This window comes from Nonomuraea soli, from assembly GCF_013761175.1.
GTDB classification, from domain to species: domain Bacteria; phylum Actinomycetota; class Actinomycetes; order Streptosporangiales; family Streptosporangiaceae; genus Nonomuraea; species Nonomuraea soli.
On sequence record NZ_JACDUR010000001.1, the window covers coordinates 135,021 to 146,568 of the forward strand.

General features: G+C 69.6%; 15 protein-coding genes. 5 read left to right on the forward strand and 10 right to left on the reverse strand.

Going from position 1 to position 11,548, the window contains the following annotated elements:
- Positions 1-4: 4 nt before the first annotated feature.
- Positions 5-709 carry an enoyl-CoA hydratase family protein gene (locus tag HNR30_RS00660; RefSeq protein WP_181607162.1) on the reverse strand — a complete coding sequence of 235 codons (705 nt, stop codon included), beginning with the start codon at positions 707-709 and terminating at the stop codon, positions 5-7.
- A gap of 39 nt (positions 710-748) precedes the next feature.
- Here HNR30_RS00660 and HNR30_RS00665 point away from each other — a divergent pair, with 39 nt between their 5' ends.
- Together HNR30_RS00665 and HNR30_RS00670 are read left to right on the forward strand one after the other, a co-directional pair.
- Positions 749-1,528, forward strand: coding sequence for an SDR family oxidoreductase (locus HNR30_RS00665; protein WP_181607164.1), 780 nt, complete (start codon positions 749-751; stop codon positions 1,526-1,528).
- Positions 1,529-1,535: 7 nt separating this feature from the next.
- On the forward strand, positions 1,536-2,441 hold the full coding sequence (locus HNR30_RS00670) for an SDR family oxidoreductase (protein ID WP_181607166.1): 906 nt from the start codon (positions 1,536-1,538) through the stop codon (positions 2,439-2,441).
- A gap of 43 nt (positions 2,442-2,484) precedes the next feature.
- Here HNR30_RS00670 and HNR30_RS00675 read toward each other — a convergent pair whose 3' ends face one another.
- Both HNR30_RS00675 and HNR30_RS00680 read right to left on the reverse strand, forming a co-directional pair.
- Complete coding sequence (locus HNR30_RS00675; RefSeq protein WP_181607169.1) at positions 2,485-3,024, reverse strand: 3'-5' exonuclease; 540 nt, start codon at positions 3,022-3,024, stop codon at positions 2,485-2,487.
- A 44-nt stretch (positions 3,025-3,068) separates the two neighbouring features.
- Positions 3,069-3,632, reverse strand: coding sequence for an NIPSNAP family protein (locus HNR30_RS00680; RefSeq protein WP_181607171.1), 564 nt, complete (start codon positions 3,630-3,632; stop codon positions 3,069-3,071).
- A gap of 210 nt (positions 3,633-3,842) precedes the next feature.
- Between HNR30_RS00680 and HNR30_RS00685 the strand changes: the two genes are divergently transcribed.
- The 3 genes from HNR30_RS00685 (at position 3,843) to HNR30_RS00695 (ending at position 5,302) form a co-directional block, all read left to right on the forward strand.
- Positions 3,843-4,100, forward strand: coding sequence for a hypothetical protein (locus HNR30_RS00685; protein WP_181607175.1), 258 nt, complete (start codon positions 3,843-3,845; stop codon positions 4,098-4,100).
- Positions 4,101-4,154: 54 nt separating this feature from the next.
- The gene (locus HNR30_RS00690) at positions 4,155-4,412 is read left to right on the forward strand and encodes a hypothetical protein (protein ID WP_181607180.1); all 258 of its coding nucleotides are present in this window, start codon (positions 4,155-4,157) and stop codon (positions 4,410-4,412) included.
- An 86-nt stretch (positions 4,413-4,498) separates the two neighbouring features.
- The gene (locus HNR30_RS00695) at positions 4,499-5,302 is read left to right on the forward strand and encodes an ATP-grasp domain-containing protein (RefSeq protein WP_181607183.1); all 804 of its coding nucleotides are present in this window, start codon (positions 4,499-4,501) and stop codon (positions 5,300-5,302) included.
- Here HNR30_RS00695 and HNR30_RS00700 read toward each other — a convergent pair.
- The 7 genes from HNR30_RS00700 to HNR30_RS00730 are packed head-to-tail and all read right to left on the reverse strand — an operon-like array spanning position 5,299 to position 11,496.
- Positions 5,299-6,045, reverse strand: coding sequence for an SDR family oxidoreductase (locus HNR30_RS00700; protein ID WP_181607186.1), 747 nt, complete (start codon positions 6,043-6,045; stop codon positions 5,299-5,301). The genes HNR30_RS00695 and HNR30_RS00700 overlap by 4 nt on opposite strands.
- 10 nt (positions 6,046-6,055) lie before the next feature.
- Positions 6,056-7,240, reverse strand: coding sequence for an ATP-grasp domain-containing protein (locus tag HNR30_RS00705; protein WP_181607188.1), 1,185 nt, complete (start codon positions 7,238-7,240; stop codon positions 6,056-6,058).
- Complete coding sequence (locus HNR30_RS00710) at positions 7,237-7,950, reverse strand: esterase family protein (RefSeq protein WP_181607191.1); 714 nt, start codon at positions 7,948-7,950, stop codon at positions 7,237-7,239. Before HNR30_RS00710 ends, HNR30_RS00705 begins: the two co-directional genes overlap by 4 nt.
- Positions 7,950-8,915 carry an alpha/beta hydrolase gene (locus HNR30_RS00715; RefSeq protein WP_181607193.1) on the reverse strand — a complete coding sequence of 322 codons (966 nt, stop codon included), beginning with the start codon at positions 8,913-8,915 and terminating at the stop codon, positions 7,950-7,952. Before HNR30_RS00715 ends, HNR30_RS00710 begins: the two co-directional genes overlap by 1 nt.
- Positions 8,915-10,216 carry a DUF2252 domain-containing protein gene (locus HNR30_RS00720; RefSeq protein WP_181607195.1) on the reverse strand — a complete coding sequence of 434 codons (1,302 nt, stop codon included), beginning with the start codon at positions 10,214-10,216 and terminating at the stop codon, positions 8,915-8,917. The genes HNR30_RS00715 and HNR30_RS00720 overlap by 1 nt, the downstream gene beginning before the upstream one ends.
- Before the next feature lie 3 nt (positions 10,217-10,219).
- Positions 10,220-11,194: a hypothetical protein gene (locus tag HNR30_RS00725; RefSeq protein ID WP_181607197.1), complete on the reverse strand. Its 975-nt coding sequence runs from the start codon at positions 11,192-11,194 to the stop codon at positions 10,220-10,222.
- Complete coding sequence (locus tag HNR30_RS00730) at positions 11,191-11,496, reverse strand: PadR family transcriptional regulator (RefSeq protein WP_246377058.1); 306 nt, start codon at positions 11,494-11,496, stop codon at positions 11,191-11,193. Before HNR30_RS00730 ends, HNR30_RS00725 begins: the two co-directional genes overlap by 4 nt.
- Positions 11,497-11,548: the final 52 nt, after the last annotated feature.

Genomic DNA, 11,548 nt, shown 5'->3' on the forward strand with positions numbered 1-11,548 from the left:
ACCTTCATCCGAGCCCCCTGCGTTTGCCCATCAGGTTCAGTTCGAAGGTGAAGCCCTGCTCGAAGCGGTAGCTGCCCTTGGGGTCGACCGGGTCGATGCCGTTGAGCGACTCCTTGGCGCGCCGGATGACGTAGGGGTCCTTGGCGGCGATCTGGGCGGCGACCTCCATGGCGGTCTCGCGCAGCTTGCTCGTGACGTGGAGCACGGAGCCGTAGGCGTGCAACTCCTGCGCGGTGACGGGCCGGCAGGTGTAGACCATGGCGCGCATCAGGTGTTGCGGCACCAGCCGGGCCAGGTGCGTGGCCGCGCCGAGGGCCCCGCGGTCCACCTCGGGCAGGGCGAAGTAGGCGTCCTCTGCGGCGACCACGATGTCGGCGTTGCCGGCGAGGCCGACGCCGCCTCCCAGGCAGTAGCCGTGCACGGCGGCGATCACCGGGACCTCGCACTCGTAGACCGCCGCGAAGGCCTCGTAGCACCCCCTGTTGACGGCGACCATCAGGCCCGGATCGTGTTCCAGCTCCTTGACGTCCACGCCCGCGTTGAAGCCCCTGCCCTCCGCCCGCAGGACGACGACCCTGGTCGCGGGGTCCTGTCCGGCCTGCCGTACGGCGTGGGCCAGATCGTTCCAGCCGCGGGCGGTCAGGGCGTTGACCGGCGGAACGTCCACGACGATCTCGGTGATCTCTCCGGGAATTGCCTCGATGCCCACTATTCCTCCACCTAACGCTTGCTTGGTACGGTAGCACCTGTGAGCCACGACTTCACCGGCAAGGTCGTGCTGATCACCGGCGGCACCAAGGGGATCGGCGCGGGCATCGCGCGCGCCTTCCTGGAGGCGGGCGCCACCGTGATCGTCTGCGCGCGCAAGGAACCCGGCGCCCCCATCAGGACCTGGCTGTCCGGCACCGAGCACCCCTGGCGCACGGCGCAGTTCGTGCAGGCCGACGTCCGCGAACCGTCCGACGTGACCCGGCTGATCGCCGGACTGCCCGGGCTCGACGTGCTGGTCAACAACGCGGGCGGCTCGCCTCCCGCCCCCGTCGACGGCACCTCGCCCCGGCTGCACGCCCGCGTCATCGAGCTGAACCTCGTGGCCCCGCTGCTGGTCTCCCAGGCCGCCTACCCGCTGCTGGCCGCCTCCCGAGGCTCGATCGTCATGATCGGCTCCATCAGCGGCTCCCGCCCCTCGCCCGGCACCGCCGCCTACGGCGCCGCCAAGGCCGGGCTGCACCACCTCGCCGCGTGCCTGGCCGCCGAGTGGGCGCCCGCCGTACGGGTCAACACGGTCGTCGTCGGCCTCGCCGAGACCGAGGGCGCGGCCGAGCACTACCCGCCCGGCGTCACCGGCGCCATCCCCGCGGGCCGGCTGGCCCGCCCCGAGGACGTCGCGGATGCCTGCCTGTGGCTGGCCGCGCCCGGCTACGTGACCGGCGCCGAGATTCTGCTCCACGGCGGCGGCGAGACCCCGGCCTGGCGGGCGGCCGAGGGCCGGGACACCCCTGGCGGAGGCGATCACCGTGAGGCATGATCAGCGCGTGCTTATCTGTGACGGGCGCGTCGTCATCATCACCGGAGCCGGCCGGGGCATCGGCAGGCAGCACGCCCTGGAGTTCGCCAGGCAGGGCGCCCGCGTCGTGGTCAACGACCTGGGCACCGGGCGATCCGGCGACGGCCGCTCGGGCGAGCCCGCCCAGCTCGTGGCCGAGGAGATCAGGCAGCTCGGCGGCCAGGCCATCGCCAACTGCGACGACGTGGCCACCTGGGACGGCGCCGCACGGCTGGTCAAGTCGGCGGTCTCCGCGTTCGGCGGCCTCGACGTGCTGGTCAACAATGCCGGCTTCCTGCGCGACCGCATGCTCGTCTCGATGACCGAGCAGGAGTGGGACGACGTGGTCAGGGTGCACCTCAAGGGCCACTTCCTGCCGTTACGCCACGCGGCCGGCTACTGGCGCGAGCGGGCCAAGTCCGGCGTTCCCCCGCAGGCCAGAGTGATCAACACCTCGTCGGGCGCCGGGCTGCTGGGCAGCGTCGGCCAGGGCAACTACGCGGCCGCCAAGGCCGGCATCGCGGCGCTGACCCAGGTCGCCGCCGCCGAGCTGGGACGGTACGGCGTCACGGTCAACGCCATCGCGCCGGCCGCGCGCACCAGGATGACCGAGGAGGTCTTCGCCTCCACCATGGCCGCCCCCGAGTCCGGGTTCGACCCGATGGACCCGGCCAACGTGGCGCCCCTGGTGGTGTGGCTCGGCTCGGCGGCCTCGGGGCACGTGACGGGGCGGGTGTTCGAGGTCGAGGGCGGGGTGCTGTCGCTGGCCGACGGCTGGCGCCACGGGCCCAGGGCCGAACGCGACACGCGCTGGGAACCCGCCGACGTGGGCGCCGCCGTGGACGAGCTCGTCCGCCAGGCCCCGCCGCCCGAACCGGTGTACGGCGCCGGCTGATCACCGAAGGGCGCGGGTCCAGCAGGTGTACGGCGCCGGCTGATCACCAGAGGTCGCGGTCCAGCAGGTGGACGACCAGCGCGGCGATGTTCCACGCGTCGTCCTCGCCCCGATGGTGCCGCCCTTCCAGCGGCAGCCCGGCGACCTCCAGCGCCTGCGCCATGCCGGGCCGCCTGGCCAGGCCGAGCGCCTCGGCGAAGCGGGCCTTGGCGTTGACGTGCACCTGGTTGAAGGGATACTCCGCCTGCCCGGCCCGGCACTGCCGGGTGAACTGCAGGCGGTCGTAGTCGCCCCAGCTCGCCCACGGGCGCAGCCCGGCGTCGTGGTCGCGGGCCAGGATCCGGCACGCCTCGGCGAGCGTGACCCCGCCGTCGACCTCGTCCTGGGTGAGCCCGGTCAGCTCGGTGCAGAAGGCGCTCACCGTGGAGCGTTCTGGGCGCACCAGGATCCCGTGGCGGCCGACCCGCTCGCGGGCTTCGGTGTCGACCACGGTCAGGCCGATCTCGATGATCTCGTTGGGCATGCCGGACGGGTTGGGCCCGTCCCAGCAGGTGGCCTCGACATCGACGACGTTCAGGAGCATGGCGGCAGGCTAGGACCGCGGCGCCCGCCCTCGCACGCCGTTTTTCAGCGCATGCCCGAGCGCGGGGTGGGGGCCAGGCGCAGGTGTTCCACCGGCGCGGTCAGCCACGGTGACAGGTCGGGGAGGGCCGGTGCGGGGGAGCCGGTCAGCCGGATCGCCACGTTGGCGTCGGAGCGCACCGGCAGCGCGGGGAAGGTGTTCTCCGCGTGCTCGCTGTGCCACGTGAACTCCCGGAGGGCCTCGGGCGGGACGTCGGGCGTGACGTGGCAGATCGCGGCCTCGAAGAGCGGGCCCGTGGCGTGCACGGGTGCGGAGGCGCGGAGCAGGAGCACGTCGTCGGAGTCGATCATCGTGGCGTTGGCGGCGTCGCGGTGTTCCTTCCAGGCGGGACTGTGCAGGTAGAAGGACTCAAGGGCGTGCCGCCGCACCTCCATGTCACGAAATTTCCGGATCCAGTGGATGACGTCGGGCCGGTCGAGATCCTCGAACATCGCCACCAGCCCGATCCCCGCCTCCTCCTGCGACTCGACGAAGTGCCGCTCGAACAGGGAGACGAAGCTGTCGCGCAGCCCGGGACGCAGCGTGTAACGCCGCCACTCGTAGATCATGCGCACACCGTAAGGCGGGATCCCTGTCAGCCCGCGTCAGTGATCGAGACGCAGAAGAATCTTCTAATTACTCTGCGCTACCAAACGATGACCTTCGGTTATATGATCGCTTTGGCTTTGACCTCCAAGGTCAAGTCGAGTCAAAGGGCTAGTCGTGTGCCTTCTGGGCCCGGGCACGAGACTGCCGGCCATCGGTGAACAGGAGCAGAAGTGATCAAGAAGCTGTGCGCAACCGGTGCCGTCCTGGCAGCGGCGACGGGCGTGACCTTGCTTGCCGCCCCAGCACACGCAGACAGTTGGACCAGCAACTGGAGCAGCAACAGCGACTCCTCGCAGTCCGGCAACAACTTCGGAAACGTCGCGGCCTCGAACGTGGGCGGCGGCGGCTCCACGAACGTCAACAACATCAACGGGATCGCGACGACTGCCTCTGACAGCAGCATCTCGGTGACCTACATCTTCAGGTAGCACGTGCCTTCGCCTCAGTCCTCACCCAGCACCTCCCTCGGAAGGAACTTCCCCATGCTCAAGAAGATCTGCGTCACCGGTATCGTCGTGGCCGCCGCCGGTGTCTCCCTGATGGCCGCTCCGGCCTCCGCCGACACCGACACGCACAACTCCAGCTGGAACAACGAGTCGTCGCAGTCCGGCAACAACTTCGGCAACGTGTTCGCCGGCAACGTGGGCGGCGGTCGCTCGACCAACGTCAACAACATCAACGGCAACGCCGTGACCGGCACCAACGGCAGCTGGGTGGGCGTGCGCGTCTTCGTCGACTAGCGATGCGCGGCGCGAGCCGGGTCTGCGCGCGGCCCGGCTCGCCGCCACACGTATGAGCGCTGAATGCGTCCAATACCATCACTTGGGTGACTATCTGTGCTTATGCGACATATGACGGCCCTGATGACGATCGGGAGCTCACGCTCGAAGCCTGGAGCGAGGCCGGCATCGACGGCCGTGTCGTGCGCTGGGACGACCCGGAGGCCGACTGGTCGGTCTTCGACGCCGTCGTGGTGCGCTCGACCTGGGACTACGTGGAGCGTCGTGCGGAGTTCCTGGCCTGGACGCGCAGGGTCGGAGAGGTGTCGCGGCTGCTCAACCCCGCCGAGGTGATCGAGCGCAACACCGACAAGACCTACCTGCGCGACCTGGGCGTCGCCACCGTTCCCACCCACTGGTCCTCGCACGACCTGCCCGACTGGCCCGAATACGTCGTCAAGCCCGCCATCTCGGCGGGCGCCAAGGACACCATCCGCACCGGTGACCGCGCCGTCGCGGCCGCCCACGCCGCTCGTCTGGAGGCCGCCGGCCGTACCGCCATGGTGCAGCCCTACCTCGACATGGTGGAGGCCGAGGGCGAGACCTCGCTGCTCTACTTCAACCGCCGCCTCAGTCACGCGGTACGGCGAACGCCGATGCTCGCCGCGGGCACGACCTCGGCGGACAACGCGCGGGCCGAGCTGCGCGATCCAGCCCCGGACCAGGTCGAACTGGCCGAGAAGGTGCTTGCCGCCATCCCCCAAGCCCTTCTCTACGCCCGCGTCGACCTGGTCCGGCTGTCCGACGGCAGCCCGGCCGTGATCGAGCTCGAACTCACCGAGCCCTACCTCTACCTGCGCTACGACAACGCCGCCAAGAACTTCGCGGCAGCGCTGCGCGAGCTGGTCTAGCAGGTGATGCCGCCGTCGACCGGGATGACCGTGCCCGTCAGGTAGGCCCCGGCCCGCGAGGCGAGGAAGATGGCGGTGCCGGCCATGTCCTCCGGCGAGCCGATCCTGCCCAGCGGCACGGAACCGGCGATGGCGCGGCGCGTGCCCGGATCGTCGAGGGCGAAGGCCATCATCTTCGACTCGAACGGGCCGGGCGCGATGGCGTTCACCGTGATGTGCTCACCGGCCAGCTGGCGTGCCAGGTGGCGGGTGAGCATGTGCACGCCCGCCTTGGTGGCGGAGTAGGGGTAGCTCTCCAGGGCCGGGACCCTGATGCCGTCGACGGAGCCGACGTTGATCACCCGTGCCGGGTCCTCGGCGGAGGCGGCCTTGCGCAGGTTCGGCAGCAGTTGCTGGGTGAGGAAGAACACGCCCTTGACGTTGATGTTCCAGAGCTTGTCGAAGGCCGACTCGGGGAACTCCTCCAGCGGAGCTCCCCAGGTCGCGCCCGCGTTGTTGACCAGCACGTCCACCCGTTCGGGCAGGGCCTCCACCAGGGTCGCGATGCCCTCGGGGGTCGACAGGTCGGCGACCACGCCGGTGCAGCCGATCTCCTCGGCCGCGGCGTTGACCTCGGCGCTCTTGCGCGCGGAGATGAACACCGTGGCGCCCGCCTCCGCGAAGCCCTGGGCGACCATCCGGCCGATCCCACGCGAGCCGCCGGTCACGACGACGGTCTTGCCCGATACGTTGAACAGAGTCATATTCTAGAGCTTAGTTCTCTTTGAGCCACAACGTCATCAGGCCGCGGAAGTGCTCGACGAAGCGCTCGTGCTCGCCCGGCGGATAGGTGTGGCGCACGGTGTCGACCAGCAGGTCGTCGAAGGCCGGACCGGCCACCCAGTCACGCACCACCTGGTCGAGGTGGGGCAGCCGCGTCGCGCAGAACTCGTGGTAACGCTCGGTCTCGAAGTAGTCGTCGGCCAGCCTGCGGTAGGCGGCCAGCCGTTCGGCGTAGTCACCCTCGATCTCGAAGTACTCGCGGGTGCCGAGATCGATGCGCGGGCGGCGGCCGGTCTCCGCGCAGAAGATCGTCCACTTGACCAGCGTCTTCATCGCCCAGGGGAAGTAGTAGTGCAGGCTCGTCAGCGCCACGTCCGGGCAGGCGTTGGCGTAGTCGATCGGGTGCACGTCGCTGCCCTTGACCAGCACCTCGCAGGAGTTGAACTCCCAGCGGAAGAAGGCGTTGACCAGCCGCGAGATCGTCACCACCTCGTCGCCGACCTGCGGCGACAGGAAGTTGTGGTCGACCGCGTAGCGCGAGTGCATGGGCAGCTCGGGCTGGAACTTCATGACCATGGTCTCCGCCCCGATCGACAACGACCGGGCGAAGGCGTCGTAACCGTCGATCGCCTTCTGCAGGTGCATGAGCATCTCGCCGCTGGCGTCGTAGGCGGCGTGCAGTTCCGCGGGCGAGCGCACGATCGACACGCCCCGCCAGGCGCCGCCGTCGTAGGGCTTCATGACCAGCGGGTAGCCCAGCGACTCGGCGATCTCGTCGAGGTCGAAGGGCCGGTTGTAGCGGGCCGAGGTGTAGGCGTACCGCGCGTTGTCCAGCGGGTTCTTGTACGGCACCAGCACGGTGTCGGGCACCTTGATGCCCATGCGCATCAGCGCGCAGTAGGCCGTGTGCTTCTCCATCGCCTGGAAGGTGAACGGGCTGTTGAGCACGTACACGTCGTCCATCATGGCGATCTTCTTGAGCCACTCGCGCGGGTGGTAGTACCAGTAGGCCAGCCGGTCGATCACGACGTCGTGACGCGGTTTGTCGCGCAGGTTGAACGGCTCGATGGTGACCCGCTCGACGTCGAAGCCGTCGGTGGCCTCGCGCATGATGGCCTCGAAGGCCGTCGGCCAGTCCTCCTCGGTGCCCAGCAGCAGCCCGATCAGATGTCTCATACGAACCTCCCCAGGTGGTGTGCGAGCTGGGCGCGCCAGGAGGGCCAGTCGTGCGGCACGTCGTGGCCCCACAGGTCGAGCTCGTGCCTGATGCCCTTGGCGGCCAGCACGGCCGCCAGTCGCTTGGTGCTCTCCAGCGCGCCGGTGGTGTCCTCCCACTGGCCCTGTCCGCAGACCAGCAGCAGGCTCAGCCGCCCGCGCAGCCAGTCCAGGTGGTCGCCGTGCAGGTTCGGCACGTAGTCCAGCGGGTTGTTGAAATAGGCCGACTCGCCGCGCTCGCCCCAGCCGTACCAGTGCGACGGGTCGTAGGTGCCCGACAGGCAGAGCGCCAGCGGGAACAGGTCGGCGCGCCGCAGCGCGAGGTTGGCGGCGTGGAAGGCACCCAGGCTGCAGCCGAACAGCATGATCTCCGCGGGACCCGCGCAGTCGCCGTGGATCGCCGGGACGACGCGGTCGAGGATCCAGCGCTCGTAGTCCTCGTGGCTCTTGGCCCTGGCCTCCATGGGCAGGTGCCGGTTCGACCAGCTCTGGGCGTCGTTGCTCGGGACGCAGTAGATCTTCACCCGGCCCGCCTCGACCAGGTGGCCGACGGCGGCGAGCATGCCGTTGTTCTCGAAGTCGGCGGCCTGGCCCTGCTCGCTGGGGAAGGCCAGCATCGGGCGCCCCCAGTGGCCGTAGGCGAGGACGCCGTCGCTCAGTTCGCGTCTCATCAGGTCATGTCCTGGAGTAACCGGCTCAGGTGGGGGTGGAAGGCGTCTCGCCAGGCCGTGTAGTTGTGCACATCCGCCACTTCCCGAAATGTCACGTCGTATCCCTGTAAGTCCAGAGCTTCCGCCAAAAGGTGGTTGTTGGAAAGGTTCTCCTCGGCGAGACCGCACGTCATGGCGACGGGCACCGGGCGCCCCTTGCCGCGCTTGGCGCTCTCGACGAAGTCCGTGATCTGCTCGAAGCGCGGGAAACGCCGCTCCTGGGGGTCGTGCTCACGCGTGAAGAAGCTGCCCGACTGCAGGAACAGCGCGTCGAACAGATCCGGGTGGCGCCGGTGGGCGTGCAGCATGGCCAGGGCCCCCAGGCTGGTCCCCATGCCGATCCTGCGCCTGGCGGGTATCCGCCCCAGGACGCTCAGCGCGTCCGCGTAGTCGTCGTCGGCCGCGTAGATCCGGTTGCGGTCGTGCGGCTGGAGCAGCGCGACCCACATCGGCCTGAACCAGGTGTGGCGGATGCCGAGCTCCAGGTATCGCAGCAACATCGCCAGCCGCGCGTATTCGGGGCCGTCGTGGACGACCAGCAACGAGGGGAACGGGGGCGGTTCCGCCGGGCCGTACCAGGAGATGTCGAGCCCGGGCGCGGACACGATGGTTTCGCGCGCCCACTCGTACGGCGGCGCGGGATCGCGCACCCACGACGGAGCGCGGTACTCGGGGAACTCCAGCACGCTCTTGTCGCCGAAGACCCCGGCGACCCGCAGGGGGTTGCCGGGATCGAGGATGGTCTCCCTGCGGCCGTCGCGGTGGGTGACCTCGAAGAGGTACTCCATCCGGTCGACCCGCGGACGGGGGACCTCCAGCCGCCAGCCGCCCTGGACCGGGGAGAGCTCCACCGTGTCGAGCCCCACCTCCTGGTAGAGGCGGACAGCCGACAGCCTCCCCTGATCCGGAAGGAAGAAGCTCAGCATCAAAGCCCCGGCATGCGCCCGTTTCTGAACAGGTCCACGAAGACCTGATGGTCCTGACGGGCCTGTGCCCCGTACGCATGGGAGAAATCCACCAACATCGATATAAATCCGGAAGTTTCGGAACCGATGCGCTCCACGATCGCCTCCTCCGTCGAGAAGTCGACCAGGTCGTGCGACGACTCGTCGTCGGCCACCGAGTGCATGCGCGCGACCGCCCGCCCGAGGTCACGCATGATCGAGCGCAGCTCCTCCGGCTCGTTGACGTCGTCCCAGTCGAGGTCGGCGGAGTACGGCGAGACCTCGGCGACCAGCTGCCCGATCCCGTCGAGAGTGGTGTAGCCGAGCCACGGATCGGCGTAGGCCTGCAGGGCGCGCTGCGACTCGGCGGTGCGGTGCCCCTGGTGCAGGAAGTACCCCGACACCCGTTCGTCGGCGATGTGCCGGGCGACCGCGGGCACCTGGGCCTGCTTCATGTAGAGGATCACGTCGTTCTCCAGTGCCTGCGAGCGCCCCTCCAGCAGCAGGTTGTACGAGGGCAGCCCGGCCGAGCCGATCCCGACGCCCTTGCGCAGCGCCACGTCCTTGATGTGGTGCTCGACAGGGCTGGAGGGCACCGGCAGCGTGCCCAAGTAGTCCTCGAAGGCCGCGCAGACCTTGCGCCTGATGTCCTCGTCGACCTCCGTGCGGGTGTCGGTGATGGCGAAGCGCCGGTCGTAGGTGTCGACGACCGTCTCGTGGTCGAGCATCGCGACCCTGGTCGACAGCCGGGCGGTCTGCAGCACCCGGTGGAGCACCCCGCTGGTGGTGTCGAGGGTGAGCGAGCCGATCGCGTCGTCGCCGCCGTGCGCGATGCCGGTGAGTTCGACCAGGTAGGCCTGGCCGAACTCGCTCACGAGCTCCGAGATCGCGGCGTCCGAGAGCGCCTTGGCGTATCCGAGCAGCGCCACGCTGGCCGCGAAACGCTTGAGATCCCAGGTGTAGGGGCCGACGTAGGCCTCGTCGAAGTCGTTGACGTTGAAGACGAGCACGCCGGAGGCGTTCATGTAGGTGCCGAAGTTCTCGGCGTGCAGGTCGCCGTGGATCCACACGCGCCTGGTCTGGTCGTCGAGGTAGGAGTCGTCGGCGAACGGCCCGGCCATGTCGGCGTAGAACAGGCAGGCGCTGCCCCGGTAGAAGGCGAACGGCGAGGCCGCCATCTTCCGGAACTTACGGGAGAAGGCGGCAGGGTCCCGCTTGATGGAGTCCCCGAACTCCGTCATGAGGACGCCGAGGACGTGGGACTCGCGAACCTCAGAGCTCATGATTCACAGTACGGCGCGCGGATCCTCGCGACCAGAGCTCGGCATGGCGCGCAGCCCGCGCACCCAGAGCGCGGGAACCAGGACGCCCAGCAGCGCCAGCTGGGCCGCGCCGGAGATCACGATCGCCTGGCTGAACTGGTGGTCGAGCAGGAGGGGCAGCCGGCTGGCCAGCAGGGGCAGACCCAGCACGCCCAGCGCCAGCGCCGCGGGGGCGTGGACGGGGCGCCGGGTGAGCGCCGAGACCGAGCCGACGGTGAGCAGCAGTGCCGCCACACCCTCGCCGGAGGCCCACGGCCAGATCCACATCCAGCTCTCGTCCAGGCCGGGGGCCGGCCCGGAGGTCAGCACGGAGGCGCTCACGTAGTACACGAGGCCCACGGCCATGGCCGGCACGATGACGAGCCAGGGCAGCACCGGAGTGGTCGAGCCGCCGTGGTGGCCGAGCAGCAGCGCGAGCGCGGCGACCACGGCCATGGAGGTCGTGCCGAGCCACGACTCGAACGCGATGTCACCGAACGCCAGGGTGATGGCGACCTGCTGGAACACGGTGAAGGCCAGGCCCGCCAGCGCCAGGCTCCTGGCGGGGCGCACCGCGCCACGGGCGAGGGTGGCGAAGGCCAGCAGCCAGCAGATCGCCAGTCCGAGGTTGGCCGCCTCGTAGAGCCGGTCGCTGAGCGGGTCGGCGAGGGCTGACATCAGCGTCGCGGACGACAACACGGCCTGCAGCCCGATGCCGAACAGTGCGGTGAGGCGCACGGTCTCGCCCCAGGCCGCGCCTCGGGGCCTCCAGCTGAGCCGCACCCTGACCGCCAGGGCCGCGACGCTGAAGATCTCACCCCATGGGGGCCGAGGTCCTGTCTCGTCGGGGGCGTCGTAGGCCTCCAGGAAGGCGGCGACCATCTCCTCCTCGCGCTCGGCCCGATAGGAGGCGGGCAGCAGCTTCAGGACGTTGCGGTAGCGCTGCTCCAGCAGGGTCATGAGGTCACCGTCCTGGCGCGCAGCCGCGCGGTGGCGGTCCTGACGTTCTCGGCCAGCCGGGCCGCTTCCTGTTCCAGGGCCGCGGCCCCGTCGTCGGTGAGGCGGTAGTAGCGGCGCAGCCGCCCGTTCTCCGCCTCTTCCCGGTCAAGCACGACCAGGCCCTCGGTGGCCAGCCGGTCGAGCACCCCGTACAACGTCCCGATCTTCAGCTGGGTCCGTCCCCCGGACAGCCGCTCGACCTCCTGGACGATGCCGTATCCGTGCCTCGGCTCGCCCACCAGGGCGGTGAGCGTCAAGAACATGGGCTCCGTCATATTCACACATGCATCATATCCTGCGAGCCACGATATGATG